The 25,001-nt window shown below is 45.6% G+C and carries 20 protein-coding genes; 4 read left to right on the top strand and 16 right to left on the bottom strand.

Annotation, left to right across the window (positions count from 1 at the left end; genetic code table 11):
• Window positions 1–21: 21 nt before the first annotated feature.
• The gene (locus R7E47_RS21910) at window positions 22–2,976 is read right to left on the bottom strand and encodes an ExeM/NucH family extracellular endonuclease (RefSeq protein ID WP_213885821.1); all 2,955 of its coding nucleotides are present in this window, start codon (window positions 2,974–2,976) and stop codon (window positions 22–24) included.
• A 543-nt stretch (window positions 2,977–3,519) separates the two neighbouring features.
• Between R7E47_RS21910 and R7E47_RS21905 the strand changes: the two genes are divergently transcribed.
• Window positions 3,520–3,894: a hypothetical protein gene (locus tag R7E47_RS21905; RefSeq protein ID WP_005381401.1), complete on the top strand. Its 375-nt coding sequence runs from the start codon at window positions 3,520–3,522 to the stop codon at window positions 3,892–3,894.
• Between the two features lie 57 nt (window positions 3,895–3,951).
• Here R7E47_RS21905 and trpS read toward each other — a convergent pair whose 3' ends face one another.
• From trpS to nsrR, 5 genes are all read right to left on the bottom strand, one after another.
• Complete coding sequence (gene trpS, locus R7E47_RS21900; protein ID WP_005381398.1) at window positions 3,952–4,968, bottom strand: tryptophan--tRNA ligase; 1,017 nt, start codon at window positions 4,966–4,968, stop codon at window positions 3,952–3,954.
• A 116-nt stretch (window positions 4,969–5,084) separates the two neighbouring features.
• Complete coding sequence (locus R7E47_RS21895; protein WP_047103969.1) at window positions 5,085–5,771, bottom strand: phosphoglycolate phosphatase; 687 nt, start codon at window positions 5,769–5,771, stop codon at window positions 5,085–5,087.
• Window positions 5,772–5,881: 110 nt separating this feature from the next.
• The gene (gene rlmB, locus R7E47_RS21890; RefSeq protein WP_213885820.1) at window positions 5,882–6,625 is read right to left on the bottom strand and encodes a 23S rRNA (guanosine(2251)-2'-O)-methyltransferase RlmB; all 744 of its coding nucleotides are present in this window, start codon (window positions 6,623–6,625) and stop codon (window positions 5,882–5,884) included.
• 67 nt (window positions 6,626–6,692) lie between these two features.
• Window positions 6,693–9,200: a ribonuclease R gene (rnr, locus tag R7E47_RS21885; protein ID WP_318085060.1), complete on the bottom strand. Its 2,508-nt coding sequence runs from the start codon at window positions 9,198–9,200 to the stop codon at window positions 6,693–6,695.
• A 115-nt stretch (window positions 9,201–9,315) separates the two neighbouring features.
• A complete protein-coding gene (nsrR, locus tag R7E47_RS21880; protein WP_017633731.1) occupies window positions 9,316–9,741 on the bottom strand; it encodes a nitric oxide-sensing transcriptional repressor NsrR in 426 nt (141 codons plus the stop codon).
• 157 nt (window positions 9,742–9,898) lie between these two features.
• Between nsrR and hmpA the strand changes: the two genes are divergently transcribed.
• Window positions 9,899–11,083: an NO-inducible flavohemoprotein gene (gene hmpA, locus R7E47_RS21875; RefSeq protein ID WP_318085059.1), complete on the top strand. Its 1,185-nt coding sequence runs from the start codon at window positions 9,899–9,901 to the stop codon at window positions 11,081–11,083.
• An 80-nt stretch (window positions 11,084–11,163) separates the two neighbouring features.
• On the opposite strand, the gene motX is transcribed toward hmpA, so the two are convergent.
• Both motX and R7E47_RS21865 read right to left on the bottom strand, forming a co-directional pair.
• Window positions 11,164–11,799, bottom strand: a complete 636-nt coding sequence (gene motX / locus R7E47_RS21870) for a flagellar protein MotX (protein WP_005381388.1) — start codon at window positions 11,797–11,799, stop codon at window positions 11,164–11,166.
• Between the two features lie 216 nt (window positions 11,800–12,015).
• Complete coding sequence (locus R7E47_RS21865) at window positions 12,016–13,332, bottom strand: adenylosuccinate synthase (RefSeq protein ID WP_005381385.1); 1,317 nt, start codon at window positions 13,330–13,332, stop codon at window positions 12,016–12,018.
• A 172-nt stretch (window positions 13,333–13,504) separates the two neighbouring features.
• On the opposite strand from R7E47_RS21865, the gene R7E47_RS21860 reads away from it, so the two are divergent.
• The gene (locus R7E47_RS21860) at window positions 13,505–13,690 is read left to right on the top strand and encodes a DUF2065 domain-containing protein (RefSeq protein WP_005381383.1); all 186 of its coding nucleotides are present in this window, start codon (window positions 13,505–13,507) and stop codon (window positions 13,688–13,690) included.
• Window positions 13,691–13,753: 63 nt separating this feature from the next.
• Here the strand turns inward: R7E47_RS21860 and hflC are convergent, their stop codons facing one another.
• The 8 genes from hflC to tsaE all read right to left on the bottom strand — a co-directional run bounded on the left by hflC (window position 13,754) and on the right by tsaE (window position 22,901).
• Window positions 13,754–14,734, bottom strand: a complete 981-nt coding sequence (hflC, locus tag R7E47_RS21855; RefSeq protein WP_005381382.1) for a protease modulator HflC — start codon at window positions 14,732–14,734, stop codon at window positions 13,754–13,756.
• Between the two features lie 2 nt (window positions 14,735–14,736).
• Window positions 14,737–15,942, bottom strand: a complete 1,206-nt coding sequence (gene hflK, locus R7E47_RS21850; RefSeq protein WP_005381381.1) for an FtsH protease activity modulator HflK — start codon at window positions 15,940–15,942, stop codon at window positions 14,737–14,739.
• Between the two features lie 45 nt (window positions 15,943–15,987).
• A complete protein-coding gene (gene hflX / locus R7E47_RS21845; protein ID WP_005381380.1) occupies window positions 15,988–17,277 on the bottom strand; it encodes a ribosome rescue GTPase HflX in 1,290 nt (429 codons plus the stop codon).
• Between the two features lie 38 nt (window positions 17,278–17,315).
• The gene (gene hfq, locus R7E47_RS21840; RefSeq protein ID WP_005381379.1) at window positions 17,316–17,579 is read right to left on the bottom strand and encodes an RNA chaperone Hfq; all 264 of its coding nucleotides are present in this window, start codon (window positions 17,577–17,579) and stop codon (window positions 17,316–17,318) included.
• A 194-nt stretch (window positions 17,580–17,773) separates the two neighbouring features.
• The gene (miaA, locus tag R7E47_RS21835; protein ID WP_318085058.1) at window positions 17,774–18,706 is read right to left on the bottom strand and encodes a tRNA (adenosine(37)-N6)-dimethylallyltransferase MiaA; all 933 of its coding nucleotides are present in this window, start codon (window positions 18,704–18,706) and stop codon (window positions 17,774–17,776) included.
• A complete protein-coding gene (gene mutL / locus R7E47_RS21830; RefSeq protein ID WP_318085057.1) occupies window positions 18,703–20,715 on the bottom strand; it encodes a DNA mismatch repair endonuclease MutL in 2,013 nt (670 codons plus the stop codon). Before mutL ends, miaA begins: the two co-directional genes overlap by 4 nt.
• Window positions 20,716–20,733: 18 nt before the next feature.
• Window positions 20,734–22,443, bottom strand: a complete 1,710-nt coding sequence (locus tag R7E47_RS21825) for an N-acetylmuramoyl-L-alanine amidase (RefSeq protein WP_005381374.1) — start codon at window positions 22,441–22,443, stop codon at window positions 20,734–20,736.
• Window positions 22,437–22,901: a tRNA (adenosine(37)-N6)-threonylcarbamoyltransferase complex ATPase subunit type 1 TsaE gene (gene tsaE, locus R7E47_RS21820; protein ID WP_005381372.1), complete on the bottom strand. Its 465-nt coding sequence runs from the start codon at window positions 22,899–22,901 to the stop codon at window positions 22,437–22,439. Before tsaE ends, R7E47_RS21825 begins: the two co-directional genes overlap by 7 nt.
• A 276-nt stretch (window positions 22,902–23,177) precedes the next feature.
• Between tsaE and queG the strand changes: the two genes are divergently transcribed.
• The gene (gene queG, locus R7E47_RS21815) at window positions 23,178–24,305 is read left to right on the top strand and encodes a tRNA epoxyqueuosine(34) reductase QueG (RefSeq protein ID WP_005381370.1); all 1,128 of its coding nucleotides are present in this window, start codon (window positions 23,178–23,180) and stop codon (window positions 24,303–24,305) included.
• The last annotated feature ends 696 nt before the right edge of the window (window positions 24,306–25,001 follow it).

Genomic DNA, 25,001 nt, shown 5'->3' with positions numbered 1-25,001 from the left:
TTTATCAGGAAATAAATTCGCTTAGCGGCGACGGCGGAATAAGCCGAGACCTAGCAGCGCAAATAGCGCGCCAAAACCAAACGAACCACCATCTGAATCCTTCGACCCTTCTGTTCCAGTTTCAGTTTGCGTCATTGAAACATCACGAACAGAGCTAAACTTCACGATATTACCTGTCGAGTCAGTCACTTTCTCTTCTAACTGATAATTACCTTGCTCTGGCGTTTGTTCAAACTCAATATTCACGCTACGCGCATCAATATCAGCTTGAACTAAGGTTTGGCTAGCCGAGTAAGCTTTCGTATCGCTGCTTGCCGCAGCCGCTTGTGTGGATGGCGTTAAGTTCACCGTAACAATATCACCTACAACCGCCGTTGGTGGTAAACGGACATCGACGGCTAAGTTGTCACCTGCTTTCGGTAAATCGATGTCATCATCTGGTAAATCAATCGCGATGATCACTGGATCGTGGTCAGAGGCAGAGAACGCATCTTTGTACTTCGGCATATCACCTGTGTACTTGCTGCTGTATTCGAACAAGTTACTCTCTAGTGAGTTGATGTGCCAATCTTCAATTGCTACCACTTTTTGCGCTAGGCTACTGCTTGCCAATGCGTGGTCCAAATTACCCAGCTCGCCCGAATAGGTGTAAGAAAACGTATCAGCGCCGTGCAGCAACGTGTTTAAGTTGTGCAGACCGTAACCTTTTTCAATTTTGGTCTTCTCTACTTGAAGTTCACCATCACCAATGGTTGTGTAAGCAGCAGTATAAATGTCACGGCCGTATTTCTCTTTCGAGTAATCAGTCAGTGTCAGAAGTGGGTCTTCCATGCCATAAGCATTGAGATCGCCCATGAGCAATACATCGCCTTTCACCTCTTTCAACGCTTCACCCACTGCGTGCGCAGCAGAAACGCGGAAGTTGTTACAGTTGCCTTGCAGATCCGCTGGCTCAGAATCTTCTACACCAGCAATCCACTCTTCAATACACTCAGAGCCTTTCGACTTAAAGTGGTTTACGACAATAGACAAATCTTCACCCGTCTCTTTCACCGTAAAGGTCTGAAGTAGACTGTGTCGTTGGTACTTATCGTAAGCAGGGTTACTTTCTGTGCCCTCTTTACGAGTAATTGTGTTTTCTGCAATGTGCTGCTCTGGCGTGATGATCACTTTTGCAGCGTCTTTTGGCGTTACTGCGTTAGCACGATATAAAATCGCCACCATGATCGCATCACTGCCAAAGTATTCGTCTTGGTATTTGTCTTGCTCTTCGATTTCGACATACGTGTAATGATCTTCAGCGTCATCAATCTCAGCATTTAGGGCATCAACTAAGTTTTGGATAGCACTGCCATCACCAAAGCCGTTGTTTTCCACTTCCATCAAACCAATAACGTCTGCGTCCATCTTGTTCATCGCCGCAACGATTTTCGCTTGCTGGATCAGGAATTCGTCTAGATTAGTCGCACCACGGTTTTGTCCGGTTGGGTTTTCATGACCACTGTCAGCCACGGAGTTGAAGTAGTTCAGTACGTTGAAGCTTGCAATACGCAAATCTGAGTCCGCAATCGCTGGGGCATCTTTACGAGCCACATCGAAGCCTTCACCTGAAGTCACAAAGTTGGTGTTATCGACTTCATTGGTCGCAATCAGGCGGTATTCGTTGTAGCTGTAAGCCACGACACCCTGAAGACCTTCTACTCGAGAACCAAGGCGAATGTGCTGCTCTGAAGAGCCATCTTGGTCTGCATCTTTAGCAAAATCTGGGTAGTATGGGATTTGTCCGTTTGGTGCTTTGCCATCTGATTCTAAGTATACGCGGTTCGCTGCGTTGTCTTTTGCTAGCTCAACGGCTGCATCGCTCTCTGCCGCGTGTAATTGAGTCGGCTTTAACAGTGGCGCTTCATGAGAGAGCATCATATTGTTACGACGTGAATCGTAGTCGTAAGAGAAGTTTCGAGTTACAAACAAGTCACTTGCCGAGGTTAACTCAACTTGCATCCCTTCATGACGCTCAAGCGCATCACGTAGTGTCTCACCTTCTTTGATAACAAGATCGGTAACTCGAGGGGTTTCAGAGGTGCCTGTTTTCACATAGCTGTTAGCATCAGAAGCAAGCTGAGTATTGCTGTAATACTCTTGAACTTTACCTTTCACACAAACAACATCACCAGCTTTCAGCGCCGTGTCTGCCGCGTCAGTATGAATGAACAAGCCTTCTGAGGTCTTGTCGTTGTTGTCGCTTTCTAATGCTTGTAGGTAGAAACCTTTGGTTAGGCCAGTGGTAACAGCAGTCACGACACCCGTTACGAAATGATCTTCGTCAGTAATGTATGGGTAACCATCAATGAATGGAGACGTATCGCCTTCACCTTGAATATCTTGGATGGTAGTGAAGTTAGGTTGCTGACCGTCGACTTCACAAGCGAATGGTGCTGGTGGCTCAGTCGCATTTAGCTCACCAAGGCCGTCAATGTTGTCTTTCTCAAATGCCGTCCACTGAGATGCATCATAAGTAGCAGAAGGGGTTAGTGCATCACTGTTACGAACTAATGTGGTGTCTTTACCAAAATCTACGTCACCCATCACACCGATGATGTCGTGCACTTCACCATCTTTAAGCAGTGCGATCGGGTCGTCACCGTTAAAGTTCGCAACGCTTTTATCTGTGATATCCGAGACAGCTTTGATGGTATCGCTCGCGTCACCATGCGCCAGTACATACACTTGGTTAGCTTGTAGCGTCACTTGGCTAAGGTCGAATGTGCTACCCCAAGTACCACCACCGTTTGATGATTTCGCCAACTCGTAGCCAGTGAGTGTCACCGCAGTATCACCCGTATTAGCGATCTCTACCGCTTTATTATAAGCGCCGCCTTCTACGTATTGGGAAATAATAATCTCTGCGTTCGCGTTTGCACTAAGTGCACTGGCGATGGTTAATGCGAGTATTGAGGGTTTGATTAACGTGTCCATTGTCATACCTGATATTTATGTAAATGCAAACTTAGCTCTGGTTAGAGCCTGCCATTTGCGTCTACTATCAGGTTTATTTATGAAATAAATAAGAATGAGTAATTAAAGCCGTGAAATGAATCACATGTGAATATAATAAAATATGCCAGAGCATCCCATTCAAACATTTTTTGTAATAAATACAGAGCGCTATTGATAAACAAGTCAGAATTTAGATTGATTACTCAGTTTACTTTTTCACTTCATGTTAAGGAGTAGAAAATACATCACTTGTTGAGTGGCTTATTAACCCAACCGTTCCGTTACAAATAAAAAATATAATTAGTCACTAATTTAGAATGCTTTAATTTTCACTTGTATCACTGTTCAAGCCCAAGAATCTATTACTCGCTTCGTTCTCTCTTATACAGGCCCCTCATACTTCAAAGTTTTCATGATTTATTCAATAACTTTTCATTACTCACTAGCCAAAAACATACACAAAAGATATAACACCTGCGCGAGACAATAAGATCTCATTAGCTGTAAACCCAGGAACGACAAATGAAAAAAATTCAACGCAGTGTGCTAGCTCTCTCCCTACTTGGCTTGATAGCGGGGTGTCAGTTGACCGCCAGTGAGCCACTTCAACCTACGGCGAATCAAGACATCATCGAATCAGCCAAAAATGAACTGGATGGTATTGAAGAGCTAGAAGTCAGTGACGAGGGTGTTATTACCTTTACTCAGCGTCTAAGAACGCCAGGAACCTACTGGATTCCAGCGAGAATTAAAGAACTCAGCTACGATATATCATGCGTACAGCTTAGTTACTTCATTGATAGAGGCATGGTTGTGAAGTCTGCCTTTCTAGGGGCTCGAGGACGTGTTGAATATTACGACATGGAACGCTGTATGAAAGACACACCATTTCAGTAATACAGGCATAAAAAAAGCTCCACCAAAGTGGAGCTTTTTCGTATTCGTTCTTAGCGACTATGGGCGAGCTACAAAACCTACTGCTTCGTATGCTTTCTTAAGCGTTTCAGCCGCTCGTGCCGAGGCTTTCTCAGCGCCTTGCTGCATTACCTCGTCCATGTAAGCACGATCAGCGCGAATACGGTGATATTCTGCTTGAATTGGCTCAAGCATTGCTACAACTGCCTCACCAACATCTTTCTTAAATGGGCCATACATTTCTACGCCTTGGTACTTCGCTTCAATCTCTTCGAAGCTCATGCCTGTCGCCGCAGAGTACAGACCCATTAGGTTAGCAATGCCCGCCTTGTTCTCGATATCATGACGGATACTTGGTGGCGTTTCGGTATCGGTTTGCGCTTTGTTGATCTTCTTAAGGATCGACTTAGGCTCTTCCAGCAGCGTGATAACGTTCTTACGGTTGTCATCAGATTTAGACATCTTCTTCGTTGCGTCTTGAAGGCTCATTACACGCGCATTTACTGTCGGAATGTAAGGCTCTGGAACTTGGAAGATTGGCTGCTCTGGCGAGTAAATATTGTTGAAACGCGTTGCGATATCGCGCGCTAATTCTAGATGTTGCTTCTGGTCACTGCCTACAGGTACTTGGTGCGCACCGTAAAGCAAAATGTCAGCCGCCATCAACACCGGGTAGTCAAATAGACCGACGTTTACGTCATTCGCGTAACGTGCCGATTTGTCTTTAAACTGAGTCATACGGCTCAGCTCACCCATTTGAGTGTAGCAGTTAAGAAGCCAACCTAATTGAGCATGCTCTGGTACATGTGACTGAACAAATAGCGTGCTCTTCTTCGGGTCAACACCAACTGCCAGACAAATTGCCAGTGCGTCTAGAGTTGCTTCATGCAGCGCTTTAGGGTCCTGACGAACCGTAATCGCGTGAAGGTCTACCACACAATATTGGCAATCATAATCGTCTTGCATCTGCTGCCATTGACGTAGAGCACCCAAGTAGTTACCGATACTTAGTTCACCTGAAGGTTGAACACCACTCAATACAATGGGTTTGCTCATTAGAATGATTCCTTTGACTTCTTAATCTAATTAAATGAAAAAAACCGTGCAGTAATAGGTGCACGGTTTACTCAGTGTACTCATTAACGAGTATTTTGGAAGCTCTTTTGTAGCCGTTATGCAGAAACCGCTACAACGTCCAATAATTCTGCCAAACTGTCAGCGACGAAATCTGGATTTGATGCTGAAATAGGTTCACCGTGGTTGTAACCATATGTCAGACCAAATGAGGCACAGCCTGCATTCTTTGCTGCGAGCATGTCGTTTTTCGAGTCGCCAACCATCAGCATTTCACTTGGTTGGATTTGGTGCTTTTCCATTAGCCAGTTCAATGCTACTGGGTTTGGTTTTTTCTCTGGGAATGCATCACCGCCAAGGACATCAACGAAGTATTTTGCGATGTCGTGCTTTTCCAAAACGTCAGGCACAAACTTTGAAGGTTTGTTAGTCACCAACGCCATAACAAAGCCCGCTTTGTGCAGCTCTGCTAGTGTCTCTTTTACCGTTGGGTATAGGTGACTGAGCTTGTGACCACTTTGCTCGTAGTAATCATCAAACAATACACGCGCTTTAGCACGAAGCTCTTCACTCAGCTCTGGGTTGATGGTCAGGCTTTGGCTTAATGAGCGACCAATAAGCACGTCTGCGCCGTTACCCACATAATCACGAACTTGTTCTTCTGAAACCGATGGAAAGCCAAGCGCCTGTACTGCTTGGTCTGCCGCGACAGCTAGATCTGGCACGCTATCAAGCAAAGTACCATCTAGATCGAAGGCGATGAATTTAATGTCTTGTTGAGTCATAACTTCCCTGAGGATTTTTATTTATAAATCGGTGAAAACGACAAAGGATGGCACCCCATCCTTTGTTTTTATCATTATGTCTGATTCTACAGTAACTGTTTGTTTCGTCGTTACTTTTCAGCAATACGCTGACGAACTGCCTCAAACAAACAGATGCCGGATGCCACAGATACGTTCAAGCTTGAAACGCTACCAGCCATTGGGATCTTAATCAAATCGTCGCAGGTTTCACGAGTCAGACGACGCATACCGTCACCTTCAGCCCCCATTACGATAGCAAGAGGTCCAGTCAGTTTGGCTTGGTAGATGTCGTGCGTTGCTTCACCCGCAGTACCAACAAACCAGATGCCTTTTTCTTGCAATGTACGCATAGTACGAGCCAAGTTAGTCACTCGGATCAATGGTACGACTTCAGCTGCACCACAAGCGACTTTACTTACCGTCGCATTCATTGGCGCAGAACGATCTTTCGGTACGATGATCGCCGCAGCACCTGCCGCATCTGCGTTACGTAAACACGCACCAAGATTGTGTGGATCGGTCACGCCGTCTAACACTAAGAGCAGTGGTGATTCGTGCTTTGCAAGGATGTCATCAATATCGTTCTCATTCAGCTGCTTCGCTGGTTTCACACGAGCGATGATGCCTTGGTGATTTGCACCGCGTGCTTTGTCATCCAAGGTTTTACGTGTCATCTGCTGAATAGAAACACCACAAACCTGAAGATCATTTAGGATTGGCATTAGGCGATCATCTTGACGACCTTTTAAAACGTACGCCTCGATAAAACGCTCTGGTTCGCGCTCCAATACCGCCTTCACTGCGTGAATGCCGTAGATAAATTCGTTACTCATTGTTTAACCTGTTGTTCTGGTCGTATTGCCTGCGCCAACCAAGTTTGAACTAAGTTGGCGCTTCAACCTACTGCGCTTCTTTTTTAGTGCGCTTGGTTTTCTTCGGCTTACTGTGCGGCTTCTTTTTACGTGCTTTTTTCACTTTAGGCTTCTCGTTGCCTTCGGCGTCACCACGTTTTGGGCCATTACGCTTACTCGTTGCGCCCGTTTCTTCTGGGCGTTTAGTTGGCTCTATCGCAGGAATTACACGAGCCGCGCCACCTTCTTTCGATGAAGAGCGAGTCGCAGCGCGTTTTTTATCTTTCGCTTTGCGTTTTGCTTCCGCTGCGCGTTTCTTCGCAGTCTTACCTTCGCCGCGTAGCTTACGACTTGTTTCGACCAATTCAAAGTCAATTTGCTTATCATCGAGGTTAACAGCCAGTACTTTTACTTTTACTGCATCACCTAAGCGGTAGATGTTACCGAAACTTTCACCAATAAGTCGTTGACCAATCGGGTCAAATTGATAGTAGTCGTTCGCAAGGGTAGAAATATGTACCAAACCATCGATGTGCAAATCCGTTAAACGTACAAAGAAGCCAAAGCTAGTGACATTAGCGATAACACCGTCTAGTTCGTCACCGACGTGGTCTTGCATATATTCACACTTCAGCCAATCCGCAACATCACGTGTTGCATCATCAGCACGGCGCTCTGTCATCGAACATTGTTCGCCGTAAAAATCCATGTCGTCAAACGAGTAATGATAGCCACCTGTTGGTGTCCAGCGATCTTGATTACGACCTTCTTCTTTAGCAATCAGATACTTGATTGCACGGTGAAGTAACAAGTCAGGGTAACGACGAATTGGCGACGTAAAGTGCGCATAGCGTTTCAATGCCAACCCAAAGTGCCCCGCGTTATCTGCGTTGTATACCGCTTGCTTCATTGAGCGTAGCAGCATGGTCTGAATCAACTCTTGATCTTGACGCCCGGAGATTTGACGTGCGAGATCAGCATAGTCCGTTGGTGAAGGCTCTAAACCACCTTTTAGCTCAAGACCAAGTTCACTTAAGAAGTCACGGAAACCTTGAAGGCGTAATTCACCTGGAGATTCGTGGATACGATAAAGCGCGGGCTCTTTCGCTTTTTCTACCAGCGATGCCGAAGCAATGTTGGCTAAAATCATACATTCTTCGATGATCTTATGCGCGTCATTACGAATTACTGGCTCAATGCTTTCGATTTTACGTTCCGCATTGAAAATAAATTTGGTTTCAACGGTTTCAAATTCGATTGCACCGCGTTGATCTCGTGCTTCTTTCAGCACTTTGTACATCTTGTGCAACTCTTCTAGATGAGAAACAAGCGGCTGGTAGCGCTCACGTAGTTCTTCATCCCCTTCTAGAATCGCGCTCACTTTGCTATATGTGAGACGAGCGTGCGAGTTCATCACCGCCTCGTAATGCTTGTAACCAGACAGCTTACCTGTATCGGAAATGGTCATTTCGCACACCATACACAAGCGATCTACTTGCGGGTTAAGCGAACATAGGCCGTTCGATAGTACTTCTGGCAACATCGGCACAACTTGCGACGGGAAATATACTGAGTTACCACGATTGATCGCTTCTTTGTCCAACGCAGAGTCAGGACGAACGTAGTAACTGACGTCAGCAATCGCTACCCATAAACGCCAACCACCTTCTTTGTTCTTTTCACAATAAACGGCATCATCAAAGTCTCGTGCGTCTTCGCCGTCAATGGTCACTAGTGGCAAATCACGTAGATCCACACGACCAACTTTGGCTTCTTCTGGTACTTCTTCGCCCAAGTTTTCGATTTGTTTATCGACGGCTTCTGGCCACTCGTGAGGAATTTGGTGTGTACGAATCGCAATTTGTGTTTCCATACCTGGTGCCATATTTTCACCAAGGACTTCAACCACTTTACCCATCATGCCGCGTGAGCGTGAGCCACGATCAGTAATTTCAATTACGACTACGTTACCCATGCGTGCACCCGCTTTGTGCTCATTTGGGATCAGGATATCTTGGCTGATACGCGAGTCATCTGGGACAACATAGGAGTATCCATATTCAAGGAAGAAACGACCGACGATTTGATCATTACGCTCCCCTAGCACACGCACCAAACGTCCTTCACGGCGGCCGCGCTTGCTGTTGTCTGTAGGTTGCACTAAGACAAAATCACCGTGGATGATGTTCTTCATCTGATGGTGCGGTAACAGAATATCATCATCCTTGCCGACGCTGCCTTCTGGACGTACCCAACCATGGCCATCACGATGACCAATCACGTAACCTTTCACCATTTCAAGTTTTTCAGGCAATGCATAGCACTGACGGCGGGTAAACACCAGTTGGCCATCTCGCTCCATCGCACGTAGCCGACGACGCAACCCTTCGTATTGCTCTTCGCCCTCAAGCTTTAGTGCCTCAAACAAGTCGTTACGATTCATTGGAACGCCCGCTTGCTCTAGAAACTCGATGATAAACTCTCGGCTTGGAATTGGATTTTCGTAATTTTTGGATTCACGATCTGCAAAAGGATCGTTTGGAATATTGTCTGACATAGGCACGCCTATCTAGCAAGGAAGGTATATGGCTAGTATATCTGAGTCTCTCGATAAGCTACAGAATTGCTTTGAAAAAAGAATGATCGAGATCGACTCTAGGCATGCAAATGAGTTAAGGACGAGCCAGCAAGATCAAAAGTTCAGAATTGTCACTGAGCAAGGATTCAATCGTGCAGTTATCCAACTCCGCCAGAAAGGCACTTTTTGCTTTCGCCAATTTATCTTTGAGGCGGCAAGCAGGGGTAATATGACAAAAATCCACACCACAGTTGACTAAATCTAACGGCTCTAAATCGCGCACAACACCACCGACTGTGATTTCAGATGCTGGCTTCATCAGCCGGATACCACCGTTTTTTCCGCGCACGGTATGGACATAACCCAACTGTCCTAACCGATTGATAACTTTAACCATATGGTTGCGCGACACACCAAATAAATCCGTCACTTCGGTAATGCTGGTTAACTCATCTTCCGGCAACGAAGCCAAGAAAATTAAGGTTCTCAACGCATAATCAGTGAAACTAGTTAACTGCATATTATCTCCCAAAGTGCGACTCAATAACCCGCTGGTGATGCTAAAACCCCAAACTTGAGCTATCGATAAAAGTGTAAATCTTTTCTTGATCGAAAGATACATTTGAGATACAACTTTAAACATGCATTATAAATACAACTTAAAGTAGGAAGCCCTTATGCTCAGCAATCAAACTATCGAGATCGTCAAAGCGACCGCACCACTCATCGCCGAAACAGGACCAAAACTGACCGCGCACTTTTACGAGCGTATGTTTACTCATAACCCTGAGTTGAAAGATATTTTTAACATGAGTAACCAGCGTAACGGCGATCAGCGTGAAGCATTATTCAACGCTATCTGTGCCTATGCTGCCAATATTGAAAATTTGCCAGCTCTGCTTGGCGCAGTAGAGAAAATTGCGCATAAGCACACGAGCTTTTTGATCACAGAAGATCAGTACCAAATCGTTGGTAAGCATTTACTTGCGACAATCGATGAGCTTTTTAATCCAGGTCAAGAGGTTTTGGATGCTTGGGCTGAGGCTTACGGCGTACTTGCGAATGTATTTATTCAGCGCGAAGAACAAATTTACCAACAAAATGAAGCTTTGGAAGGCGGCTGGCGCGGTCTACGCGAATTTGAATTAGTCGATAAAAAGATTGAGAGCGAACACATTTGCAGCTTTGTATTCAAGCCAACCGATGGCCAAAAAGTGGCGTCGTATAAACCGGGGCAATACCTTGGCATCTACATCAACAGTGACCAGTTAGAAAACCAAGAAATTCGCCAATATAGCCTGTCTTCTGCGGTCCAAGAGAACACCTACCGTATCTCGGTAAAACGTGAAGAAGGTGGAAAAGTATCGAACTACCTGCACGATAACCTGAACATTGGCGAAAAAGTGCAGCTTGCCGCCCCTGCCGGTGATTTCTTTATGGATGCCGAACCACAAACACCCGTTGTTCTAATATCTGCTGGTGTGGGACTTACTCCAACGCTGTCAATGCTAGAAAGTCTCTCAGCACATCAAGCACCTGTAACTTGGGTTCATGCAACAGAAAATGGCCAACAGCATGCTTTCAAGCAACACGTAAACCAACTCGTTGCAGAAAAAGAAAATATGAACGCGCTCATTTGGTATAACCAACCAACGGCAGAAGACAAGCTAGGCGAAGACTTCCACTTCACGGGCTTTGTCAATCTGTATGAAATTGAAGCTGCATTAAAGCAAGATAACGTGCAGGTATACTTCTGTGGTCCTGTAGGATTTATGCAGCACGTAGCGAAACAGCTATTAGAACTTGGCGTACCACAAGAGCAATTCCATTACGAATGCTTCGGTCCACACAAAGTGGTTTAAGCGCTACCAACTATCGGGAAAACAACAAAGCCCACGTGACGTGGGCTTTGTTGTATGAAGTTGTTTGCAATATTGAAGCGTTACCAAAAGGTGTCTCGCCGTTTAGCTCGAGCAATAACGTTTTGTGGCATGCGCTGTTCAAGGCCGTTTCTCAATACAGTTATGCGCTTATGCTGCCGCTTATCTGCTGTGACAGAGTTATATAACCAACGATACGCATCTTCGTAATCGAGTGGACTGCCATAATCACGTAAAAGCAACTCGGCCAGATGAATACGCGCGTTTAGGTTTCCCATTGACGCAGCTTCTCGCAAATATGGAATTGCACGTTCTTTATCTTGCTGTACTAAAGTGCCACGCGAATAGTATCGGCCAATCTGCTCTAGTGCAGCTGGTAACCCCTGATGCGCTGCATTTTCGATGTAGTAAAGACCCAGTTCGACATCTTGCTCGACACACACCCCCCAAGCCAACATATCTCCGTACAGAAATTCATAAGCGGGTAAGTTAATTCGAGTCGCACGAGCTACGATATCCTCCACCAGCTGGCAGTTATCAGCGCGCACACGTTGTAAGTGCTTATTTTGCTCAATAAGCTTTATCAGCTCTGCTTCGGTATAGATCGGAACTGGTGCCCCCACATCAGCAACATTGGCTTTCACTGTGGTAGCAACCAAGGTCAACAACAGTGAAGCAGCCACTGTTCGTAACTTCATAAACGTACCCTTAAGGTATCTAAGAAACCAAAGATCGGTGAAGGTTCTCCTCTGCTTGATAACCTTATCGGCAAAAAACAGCTAAGCTTTAGACAATTTTTGCCTCTGATTTAGGCTCAGCGGCAAAAGCTTGCCATATGAGAGTCACGCTGTTTTTGTTCAGATACAAAAAAGCCGACCAGAAGGTCGGCTTTTGCAATCTTTAACGGCTATCAATTAAGCTTCGAATGGGTGAACTTTGATGATAGTTTCGTTACGGTCAGGACCTGTAGAGATGATGTCTACTGGAACGCCAGTTAGCTCTTCAATACGCTTGATGTAGTCAAGAGCGGCTTGTGGTAGAGCATCTAGTGACTTAGCACCAAATGTGTTCTCAGACCAACCAGGCATTGTTTCGTAGATTGGCGTTGCTTTTTCGAATGCTTCAGCAGCCATCGGAGAAACTTCTAGCACAGAGCCATCTTCCATCTTGTAACCAGTACAGATTTTTAGCTCTTCTAGACCATCTAGTACGTCTAGTTTAGTTAGACAGAAACCAGATACAGAGTTGATTTGGATTGCACGACGCATAGCAACAGCATCGAACCAACCTGTACGACGTAGACGACCAGTTGTCGCACCGAACTCGTGGCCAACTTCACCTAAGTGCTTACCAATTGGATCTTGCTTATCTAAACCGTCGTATAGTTCAGTCGGGAATGGACCAGCACCAACGCGAGTACAGTACGCTTTTGCGATACCCAAGATGTAACCGATGTGACGAGGACCAAAACCAGAACCTGCAGCAACACCACCAGCAGTCGTGTTAGAAGACGTTACGTACGGGTAAGTACCGTGGTCGATATCAAGTAGTGTACCTTGTGCACCTTCGAACATGATCTTGTCGCCGCGCTTACGTGCTGCGTCTAGTTCGTCAGTTACGTCGATAACCATTGACGTTAGTAGTTCAGCGTAGCCTTTAGCTTGCTCAAGTACTTCTTCGTAGCTTACTGGCTCCGCTTTGTAGAAGTTAACTAGTTGGAAGTTATGGAACTCCATGACTTCTTTTAGCTTCTCTGCGAAAGTCGCCATATCGAATAGGTCGCCAACGCGTAGACCGCGACGAGCAACTTTATCTTCGTATGCTGGACCGATACCACGACCAGTAGTACCGATAGCTTTTTTACCGCGAGCGATTTCGCGAGCTTGGTCCATTGCAACGTGGTAAGGAAGAATTAGCGGACATGCTTCAGAAATGAAAAGACGCTCGCGTACTGGAATACCGCGCTCTTCAAGAGGCTTCATTTCTTTAAGTAGAGCTTCAGGTGATAGTACAACACCGTTACCGATAACACATTTTACGTTATCGCGAAGGATACCTGATGGAATTAAGTGAAGAACGGTTTTTTCACCGTCAATTACGAGAGTGTGACCTGCGTTGTGACCGCCTTGGTAGCGTACCACGTATTTTGCATCTTCAGTTAAAAGGTCTACGATTTTACCTTTACCTTCGTCACCCCATTGGGTGCCTAGAACGACTACGTTATTTCCCATCTTTCCAAGTCTGATTGCTAGTTAAAAATGGATTCTAGCACCGAATCACGCTTCTTGCAGTCATTTTTTGTTCACAGAGTTGCTACCAGAATGTCATCTTGCCGCTTTGTTCATTTTGAAATCAGCATATCACTGATAGTATTTAGCTTTCTCTATTCGACTGGAAAGCGCTATGTCTGAATCCATATGGTTGGCGATTGGGCTCGTCTTGATCGTGGAAGGCATTGGGCCACTGATTGCTCCTAACGGTTGGCGGAATATGGTGGCTCAATTAAGTGAACAACCCAACAATCAGCTACGACGCATCGGTGGCTGCCTAGTAGTTGCTGGAGCCGTAATCGCCATCATGATGAGCTAGCACTTAGCATCAGATACAAAAAAGGCTCCCTAAGGAGCCTTTTATTTCAATGAGAAGCGGAGATTATTTCTCCATGCTGCCCTTCGACTGGTTCATGTATTGGAAGAACTCACTCTTCGGATCAAGCACCAGAATATCGCTCTTAGAGCTGAAGGACTTCTCATACGCACGTAGCGAGCGTAGGAAGCTAAAGAACTCAGGGTCTTTGTTGTACGCTTCAGCATAAATCTTCGCAGCTTCAGCATCCGCCTCACCTCGTGTCACACGCGCAGTTTTATCAGCTTCAGCTAGAATAGTTGCTACTTCTAGTTCTGCTTGAGCACGAATAACTTCCGCTTTTTCACGACCTTGAGAACGGTGCTTACGAGCAACGGACTCACGCTCCGCACGCATACGACGGTAGATAGACTCACTGATTTCATCAGGCAGGTTGATTTTCTTCATTCGGAAATCAACGACACGAACACCCAAGTCTTTCATTGCGCTTTCACGCGTGTCTTTCAATACTTCAGACATGATTAGGTCGCGTTCACCATCAATCTCAAGCGCCTCACGAGCCGCTTCAGTTGCGACAACATCGGCACTTGCGTCTTCTGGTAGCACATCATCGTTACGTGGACCAGATACGATCTGTTTGATTTCACGAGCACCGATTTCAGAACGAAGCACGTCCGTCACTTTACGCTCAAGTAGTGCCTCTGCCGTTAGCGAGTTACCACCGCCAGTCGCGAGGTAGTAGCGACCAAAATCTTCAATACGCCACTTCACGTAGGTATCAATGATAACGTCTTTTTTCTCAGACGTTACGAAACGGTCTGCACGGCCATCCATTGTTTGGATACGTGCATCAAGTTGTTTCACACGGTCAAACAAAGGCATCTTGAAATGCAGACCAGGCTCGTAAATTCGAGTGATGTCGTTGTTGTCTTTCAAGACACGACCAAATCGAACCACGATACCGCGCTCACCTTCAGGAATCACAAACAAAGACATCAACATTAATGCCAGTGCGATTACCAGTACAGGGATCATTAACTTACGCATTCTTAGTATCTCCCTTGACGTGAACCTGTTGAACGAGACTGCGAGTTCGAAGTGTCTTCTTGTGTACGATCAGACTCAAGTTGAATTTGATCATAGGTTGAAGATGACTTCGATTTACGTTTGGTATCTGCTTTGCCCTCTTGTCCCGCCAACTTATCGATTGGAAGGTAAAGAAGATTGCCGCTTGATTCCGAGTCAATCAACACTTTCGAAGTGCTTGAGTACACCTCTTCCATTGCGTCAATGTACAGACGATCACGCGTTACACCAGGCGCTGCCTGGTATTCTGGTAGTAGTTTTTCGAACTGTGCTACCTGACCAAGAGCCTCGTTAGTGACACGCTCATTGTAACCTTGTGCTTCTTTCTTCAAACGCTCTGCACGACCCGTTGCCTTAGGCAAGATTTCGTTCTTGTATGCTTCAGCTTCACGAATGAAACGCTCTTCATCCTCACGTGCTGCGATTGCATCATCAAACGCATCTTTCACTTGCTCTGGTGGGCGAGCAGACTGGAAGTTCACATCAACAAGTACCAGACCCATATCATAGCTATCAATGATTTGGTTCAGTGTTTCTTGCGTAGTTTGACGAATTTGCTGACGACCACTGGTTAGAATGCTATCCATCAATGAGTCACCAATTACTGCACGTAGTGCAGAATCCGTTGCTTGACGCAAGCTGTCGTCTGCATTGGTTACACGGTACAAGTATTTGTATGGGTCAGTCACTCGGTACTGAACATCCATCGCAACTGTTACAACGTTTTCATCTTTAGTCAGCATTAGACCAGATGCACGTAGTGAACGAATCGCTTGTACGTTTACCGCTTCGTACTCATCAATAAAGCGAGGACGCCAGTTAAGACCTGGGTCTACGATACGATCGTATTTACCTAAACGCAGTACAACACCACGCTCTGCTTCACCGATGGTGTAAAAACCAGCGAAAAACCAAACCGCAACAGCAATCAGAGCAATCACGCCAAAGCCAATTGCACTACCACCACCGCCGCCGATTGGAGAACCACCGCCGCCTTTTTTACCAAACTTGCCGCCCAGCTTTTGACTCAGTTTGTTGAACACTTCATCTAAATCTGGCGGACCTTGATCTCGGCCACCAGGACGCTGGCCACCACGATTATTATTACCCCAAGGGTCATTATCGCGGCCATTGTTGCCGTTGTTATTTCCAGGCTCATTCCACGCCATTAGAAAGCTCCATCATTTGATATGACGTTATACTGTAGCAGTCCTTTAAGTGACTATAAAGCCAGTCAAAACTGCCCCTTCTCTTTTTTCAAGTCTAGACCAATCTACTTGCTGCATTCGAATATCGATCAACAAGTTACCATCCTGGTCATATTCCTCACGTTGAATACACTTCATTTGGAAGAAGGTACTACGGAATCGTCCTTGATACTGTGGAGGAATTCGCAACTGATGCTCGACCATTTGTGACGCCAGACGTTCCGTCAGAGCCTCAAACAGGACATCAATGCCCAACCCATCCATTGCTGAAACCCAAACTGCGCGAGGTACGCCTTCCTCGTCTCGTTCTATACGTGGTTTCTGCGAATCTAGATTGTCGATTTTGTTCATGACAACCAGAGTCGGCACTTCATGCGCGTCGATCTCTTCTAGTACTTCATGAACAGCTTGAATATTCTCACGAAAACGCTCATCACTGGCATCAACAACATGTAACAAAATGTCAGCTTCTTGCGTTTCCTGCAAGGTTGCCTTGAAGGCCGCAACCAAGTCATGTGGCAAATGTCGAATAAAACCAACCGTGTCTGCCAAGATGGCAGGACCAACATCTGCTAACTCTATCTTACGTAAAGTCGGGTCCAAAGTAGCAAATAATTGATCAGCCGCGTACACGCCAGCTTCTGTAATACGGTTGAAGAGTGTCGACTTACCCGCGTTGGTGTAACCCACAAGTGAAACCGTTGGGATTTCAGCTCGATTTCGGGCGCGGCGTCCTTGTTCACGCTGCTTCGCTACTTTGTCTAAGCGTCGCAGGATGGCTTTGATTCTGTCACGCAATAAGCGACGGTCGGTTTCCAGCTGGGTTTCACCCGGGCCACGTAAACCGATACCACCTTTCTGCCTTTCAAGGTGCGTCCAACCACGAATCAAACGAGTAGAGATATGACGAAGTTGAGCCAGCTCTACCTGTAGCTTACCTTCGTGTGTTCGAGCTCGTTGAGCAAAGATATCGAGAATAAGACCAGTGCGGTCGAGAACTCGACATTGGCACAGTGCTTCGAGGTTACGTTCTTGGGCAGGAGAGAGGGCGTGATTAAAAATCACAATTTCGGCACCCGTTGATTGTACCGCTGTAGCAATCTCTTGGGCCTTACCCTCTCCGACATAGTATTTCGGGTGTGGGGATTGACGACTACCAGTTACCACTTGTAGCGCCTCTACCCCAGCAGAAGAAACCAGCATTTCGAACTCAGCCAGATCTTCCCATTCACCTTCTTGCGTGAAGTTGATATGAACAAGTACGGCTCGCTCACCGGATTCATAACGGTCAAACAAGCAATCAACTCCTTATTTTAAAAATACTCGATGAAGAATTAATCTTCTGATTTCTCTTGTGGACGCTCACCTTGTGGACGTTCACCGCTGTGATGGCTCACTGGACGAGCCGGCACAACTGTTGAGATCGCGTGCTTGTACACCATTTGGTTAACAGTATTCTTCAGCAGGATCACAAATTGATCGAATGATTCGATCTGACCTTGTAGTTTAATACCATTCACAAGGTAGATAGATACCGGGATACGCTCACGACGTAGCGCGTTTAGAAATGGGTCTTGTAGAGATTGCCCCTTAGCCATTTTTATTTTCCTTATTTAATTTGTAGTTGTAATTATTTAGCTAGTGGTGCAATGCAAAAGATACGGCTTTTGCATCTGAGCTAAACGAATCAAAAATGCACTCTAAGTAATTAGCAGCATAGTATAAAAACCGCCAACAACAGATCCTTTGAGAGTGCGTTCACGCAAAAACGATCACATTATACACAGCTATGTCAATCAGATGCTATTGCTTCCGACATCGTTTCTAATGCCTGTTCAATGTTCTCGCTATCCAACCAAGTTAAATCATCCCAGCTGCGTAACCAGGTGATTTGACGCTTGGCCAATTGACGAGTCGCGCATACGCCACGAAATACCGCTTCGTCACGTGTACACTCCCCATCTAAATACTCCCACATCTGTCGGTAACCAACGCATCGTATGGAAGGAAGATCGGGGTGAAGATCTTTTCGCGAATGTAACGCTTTCATTTCTTCTTCAAAGCCCGCTTCCATCATCTTGTCGAAACGGAGTTCAATCCGACGGTGAAGTTCTGCCCTATCCTTGGGAGCTATTGCAAACTGCTTGACTCGGTATGGTAGGCTTTCACCTTTCGTTTGAGTCAATTCAGTCAAAGTTTTACCTGAAATGCGAAAAACTTCCAATGCCCGAGATAAACGTTGGGGATCATTGGGATGGATTCTCGCGGCTGACACAGGATCAACCTCTTTGAGTTCATCGTGCAACACTGACCAACCTTTAGTCAATGCCTCTTGTTCAATTTGCTGACGAATTTCAGGATTTGCAGCAGGAAGTGGTGATAAACCTTCAAGTAACGCCTTGTAATACAGCATTGTTCCACCCACAAGAAGTGGGATTTTTCCTTCTGCAACAATATCATCCATCGCTTTCAATGCATCTCGACGAAAGTCGGCGACAGAGTAAGATTCACTTGGATCCAAAATATCTATCAAGCGATGAGGCGCCAAACTTAACTCTTTTTCATCCGGTTTCGCCGTACCGATATCCATCCCTTTGTAGATCAAAGCAGAATCAACACTGATGATCTCAATCGGAAATTTTTGACGAAGACGAATCGCCAGCTCAGTTTTGCCTGATGCAGTTGGCCCCATTAAAAATAGCGCCAAAGGTAGTTTATCTGTCATGGTTTTAATTTGGCTATCGTGGCAGAGAAATCAACAGCGGATACGAATTTTGTATCTTCTAATGGCAATTGACCATGTCTTAGCTGTTCAAGTTCCGCAATAATTTGAATGGCTTCAGAAAAAGTATAGTGACTCTTCACTGTCGTGACCTGTAATGCGAGCCAATCTATCCACTCAGACAGCATCTGAGCCGCTGCTATACCTTCGTTCACACAAGATTGCGCGTAAGATAACAGATCTGGTACTAAATTTTGTAAGTTTTGTTGACGCAGCGGAGCTGGGACGCCCATCACCATTAAGGCGTGCTCGTTTCTCGCTTTCAATTGAATACCAAGCAATGCCAAATCTTGTTGATAATCTTGGGCCAGTCTCACTAATTCGGCCTCTAACTTAATAGATAGAGGAACAAGCAGAGGTTGTGCCTTGAGTGCACCATCGCTTGGAGAAAGCTGGCCTTTTACACGATAAAATTCTGCTCTAGGTAACGAGACTAACGCCGCCCCACTGTCACTGCTCATCAAAACAAATTGTTCATCGACCACCATCAGCGCTTTGCCCAATGCAGTAATCGATGGCATTGATGTGTGCGAAGTTATCGTTTGGGACGCTATTGGAGTGACTGCCTGAGCCTCAAACTCTGGCGTTTTCAACAGCTCGTGATAAGCGCGTACTTCTTGTTTAGTTGGCGCTGGTTCTACGTGGCGCTCTTTACTGTGACTTGGCTTTGGTGCGGGTTTGGATTCCACCCAATCATTACGTTTGAATGACTCCACTACGCGCGCCTCTCGCACGGAGGTTTCACTAGGACCGCTATTACGAGGCTTCACTTCATAATCACTGCGTCCAGGATAAGCCGGTGTACTCTCTATCGCTTGATAAACCCGTTCTGGTACTGGTGAAGATGCTGGCTCTTGTACTTTTTCAGGCTCTGGCGAATGCTCAATCTCTTCAGACTCAGTCGGTTCCACGCGATGAAATGCCGATTCATTCACCTGTGGTTTATCAATCACGGCGCTTTGTGAAAGTGCATCCGTCAAAGCTTGATAGATGAAATCATGCACCAAACGAGCTTGGTGGAAACGCACTTCATGCTTAGCAGGGTGAACATTCACATCTACTTGGTGCGGATCTAGCTCAATAAAGAGCACATACGCAGCAAACTGATCTGGCTTTAAGCTCATTTCATAGCTTTGACGAATCGCGTGATTGATTAATTTGTCACGCATCATTCGGCCATTCACATAGCAATATTGTAAATCGCTTTGCTGCCTTGCTCCCTCTGGTGTGGTAATCCACCCATGTAACTTTAACCCTTGATGCTCAAGCTCGATTCTGAGCATATGCCGCACAAACGCATTACCGCAGACAGCAGCAATACGCTTTTCGGTTTGAAGCTGATTTTTCGCCGCGCGATATTGACGGATGATCTTGCCGTTATGACGCACATTGATGGTGACATCAAAGCGGCTTAACGCAATGCGTTTCAATAACTCATCAATATGAGCAAATTCGGTTTTCTCCGTACGAAGAAACTTGCGACGCGCTGGAGTATTAAAAAATAAGTCCAACACCTCAACGGTAGTGCCAATCGGGTGAGCTGCTGGCTTAAGCTTCACCTGCATATCACGCCCTTCGGAGTAGGCACTCCAGGCTTCTTCTTGTGCCGCAGGACGCGACGTGAGCGTCAAACGCGAGACTGAGCTAATACTGGCTAACGCTTCACCGCGAAAACCTAGACTCATAATGGCTTCGAGATCATCTAAGGTATGTATCTTAGATGTCGCATGACGACTGAGCGCTAAGCCGAGTTCATCTTTCGCGATACCTTTTCCGTTATCACGAACACGAATCAGCTTTGCGCCTCCTTTCTCGATATCGATATCGATTCGAGTTGCGCCAGAATCAAGACTATTTTCAACCAGCTCTTTAATCACAGAAGCAGGTCTTTCGACCACTTCCCCTGCGGCGATTTGGTTTGCAAGTCTGGCTGGCAAAATTTTAATCGTCATAATGAGTTAGAAGCTCACCTACTTGTTTGGAATGATCAGGACTTGCCCAACCGCTAGCTGATCAGAGCGTAAGTTATTCGCTTTACGAATGCTCGATACGCTAACGCCGTATTTGGACGCTATTTTGCCAAGGAACTCACCCCGAGAAACCTTGTGCTTACGAATCGGTTTATCTTTTACCGCGACCGTTATCTTCAACTTTTGCCCTACCCACAAGGTATCTGACTTCAAGTTATTCTCTCGGCGGATATCTGAAACCTTCACTTTATAGTGATTCGCAATCTTACCTAAGAACTCACCAGACTTAACCTTGTGCGTAATGGTTTCTGTCTCAACAGTAATCGGTTTACTTGGCACTTTAATCGTACCAGCAGAAGGAATGTTGAGCTTCTGACCAATTGCCAAGCCTGTCGACTTCAAGTTGTTTGCCGACATCAGCGCTTTAGAGCTAAGCCCATATTTGTTCGCGATCACCGATAATGACTCGCCACGCTTTACAATATGTACCATTGGCTTCGCTGAAGGCGAGAACACCGTACCCTCTGGTGGGTTATCTTTTAAGTACTTGACGACCGCCTTAGTGATAGCCTGAGCTAACTTATCTTGGTGCGCTCGTTGAAACAGTAAACGCTCTTCTGTTGGGTTAGAAATAAAGCCCGTTTCCACTAGCACAGACGGAATCTGTGGAGAGCGTAAAACCGCAAGGCTGGTGTTGATCGGTTTGGTGTTATGCAGGTGCGCAACACGTCCCATCTCACCTAGGATTTCTGTTGCCAGTTTATAGCCTTCTTTTTGTGAGTGACTAAACTGCAAGTCCAGCAAAGTTTGGTTCACATTACGATCTTTTGTCTTCGTGAAGAACGCATTACCCGAGCCGCCCAATAACTCAGACTGTTTCTCATGGTTCTCGACCCAACGAGCAATTTCGGTATTTGCACGACGAGTATTTAGTACGAAGACCGAACCACCGCGAGGCTTCGGTGAGGTAAACGCATCAGCGTGAATGGAGATCAGTAAGTGTGCATCATTTTCACGAGCAATCGCGACACGACGGTTTAAGTTTACAAAGTAATCTCCCGTACGAGTCATGCGCGTTTTAATACCAGGAGTCGCATCGAGCTGAGCAGCAATTTTTCTTGAGATACTCAATACCGCATCTTTCTCGTACTTACGACGTGAAGGGCCAATAGAGCCAGGGTCTTCCCCACCGTGACCAGGGTCGATAACAATTAACACTTCTTGAGCTCGTTGAACTGAACTCATGTCTTTGCTGGCCGCCGCTGGCTTACTCGGTTTTGAGGTCGATGCCTTCTTACCGTGCGGTAAATCAATCACCAAGCGGTGACCATACTGCCCACCTGGTGTTGGGCTTAATTTAAATAACTCCGCTTGAACGCTCTTTTTTAGTTCAAACACCAAACGATAAGTGCCCTTCTCTGGAGGCGAGCTTTTTCGTACCAGTTTTAAAACAGGGCTATCCGTAACAGTAACAGGTAGTTTGGCCTGCATCGTCGTGCTTTTTAAATCCACGACAAGGCGATCCGGCCCTGATAAAGAGAAATAGGAATAGTCAGCTTCCGAGCCTAAATCGATGACAACACGCGTTTCATCAGGTGAAGGCCAAACTCGAAAACTCTTAACGACGTTAGCAAATGCTAAATTGGGGATGAGAAGGAGAAAAGTGGCGACAAACGTCGCCACCACTCTAAAATTTGAAAAACTCAACATAGCTCCAATCGACTGAGTAACTGCACACCATAATCATTATTAGCTGTTAGTTCGGCTACACGTTGCTCACCTTGGTAGCGAATGTTTACATCAAGATCCGGTTGTGGCAGTAAGCCATGCCCTTTTTCAGGCCATTCAACCAAGCAAATCGCATCGTCTGTGAAATAGTCTCGAATCCCCATAAACTCAAGCTCTTCAGGATCCGCAAGACGATAAAGGTCGAAGTGATATACTTGCCACTGATCCAACTGGTACGGTTCGACTAGAGTATAAGTTGGACTTTTCACGTTACCTTGATGACCAAGAGCACGGACAAAACCACGACTAAAGGTTGTTTTACCTGCACCCAAATCACCATGCAGATAAATTGTGGTTTGCTGGGAACAAAGCTGAGCCAAAGCGGTGCCTAGTGCAACCGTTTCATGCTCATCTTTTAAATTGAATTGTTTCGTGCTCATTGATGCTTCTCTAACTAATGATCGTTGACTATATAAAAATCAAAAGAACAGGAATAGTAAACCGTGTTGGTTTTGAGAGACAAGCTTTCAAATGTCATATGTGCGAAAAAAGTATCCAATAAACGGTATCTTAATCATCTTAGTATCGACCTAGATTTAGAATATATGCAAATGACTTCAATAAGCAGTATTCACAACATCAAAAACGTACCTAACTGGGTAGCACCAAAGCCAGAGATCCGTTAAGATCCGCCCCCCTTTATTCCGGTGGTTAACATGAACTACGAACAACTCGCACAACAAATCAAAGTTTGGGGAAAAGAACTCGGCTTCCAAAAAGTTGGGATCTGCGACGTTGATCTGAGTGAACATGAAGCAGCACTACAAAAATGGCTTGATGCAGGCTATCACGGCTCAATGGATTGGATGGCTCGTCACGGTATGATGCGTGCTAGACCCCATGAGCTACTCCCGGGAACCGTTCGTGTTATCAGCGTCCGGATGGACTATCTGCCACCAGAGGCTCAATTCGCTTCAAACCTCGCGAATAAAAGTCATGCCTATATTAGCCGCTACGCACTAGGGCGTGATTATCACAAGCTCGTCAGAAAGCAGCTAAATAAACTCGGCAAACTTATTGAACAAGAGGTTGGTCAATATGGTTACCGACCTTTCGTTGATTCCGCACCAATATTAGAGCGACCTCTCGCCCAAAAAGCGGGCTTAGGTTGGACCGGGAAACATTCCCTGATTTTAGATCAAGACTGTGGATCGTGGTTCTTTTTAGGTGAACTACTTATCGACTTACCACTACCCGTAGATGAGCCAAGCGTTGATCAGTGCGGTAAATGCAAAGCATGCATTACATCATGCCCAACACAAGCCATCGTTGAAGACAAAGTTGTCGATGCCAGGCGTTGTATCTCTTATCTCACCATCGAGTTCGATGGCGTGATTCCTGAAGAGTTTCGAAAGCCAATGGGTAACCGCATTTATGGTTGTGACGACTGTCAATTGGTTTGCCCATGGAACCGCTACGCCGACATAACGGAGCAAGATGATTTCCACCGTCGTGACAGTTTCAAAAACCCTGACCTCGTCGACATGTTTAACTGGGATGAAGCGACTTTTCTAAAAAATATGGAAGGCTCCGCTATCCGTCGTATTGGTCATATACAGTGGCTACGTAACATCGCTGTCGCACTTGGTAATGCAGAATATAGTCAGCGAATCATAGATGCGCTGGAAAGTCGGCAAGGTGAAAATAAATTACTTGATGAGCACATTAAATGGGCTTTGACAGAGCAACTGAATCAACTCCCCACTGAGAGTAATTCATCTATAGAGACGAAAAAGCAACGCTTAATAAGGATAGTCGAGAAGGGACTGCCGAGAGACGCATAGAGCGTAGTCTATATGCAAGAGATTGAAAGTACTTTTGCATGTTCAATTCATGACCTTGTTCTCAATTTTGTAATGTGGAAAAAAATTTGAGATTCAAGAAAAACAAGCTAGCAGAAAAAAGTTAAACACAGCTCGGAGAAATGACTAGGATCAAAAAAATACCAGTTAATGATCGTATTTTAACGCACTCGATCCGACAAAAAACTTATTTTTTCTTTATATAACAACGATTTAATTGATATTTCTTTGTTGTTTCAACTTCACTTTAGAGAAAAGATCTTTCTTCCCCATCATAAAAAGTCAAGCTAAAAACACTTTATCAACCAACTTATCCACAGAACGACGTATGTGGATAACTCTGTTAATTAAAGTAGATAAAACACGCGAAGCCTCATCATACTTGTACGTCAGCCGATTCATATCGTGTTTTAAACACAAACGAAATCGTCCGACATCATATGATGCGGATAAAAGTTTAGCTTTTGGGGATTCATGCTTCGCAGCATTATGAAAAGAGCGATGTGATTGGTTGCGAGAAGCAGGCGTTGAATCAAGCGGCGCATCCGTAGACGACTTAACAATTGTATACTAAATAAGTACTCAATCTATCGTCTTGTATTTGGTTGCGGGGGCCGGATTTGAACCGACGACCTTCGGGTTATGAGCCCGACGAGCTACCAAGCTGCTCCACCCCGC

Origin of the sequence: Vibrio sp. Vb1026 (genome assembly GCF_033338745.1) — a bacterium.
Taxonomy (GTDB): domain Bacteria; phylum Pseudomonadota; class Gammaproteobacteria; order Enterobacterales; family Vibrionaceae; genus Vibrio; species Vibrio alginolyticus.
The sequence above is the reverse complement of the archived record's forward strand: the minus strand, read 5'-3'. Positions and strand labels throughout refer to the sequence as shown.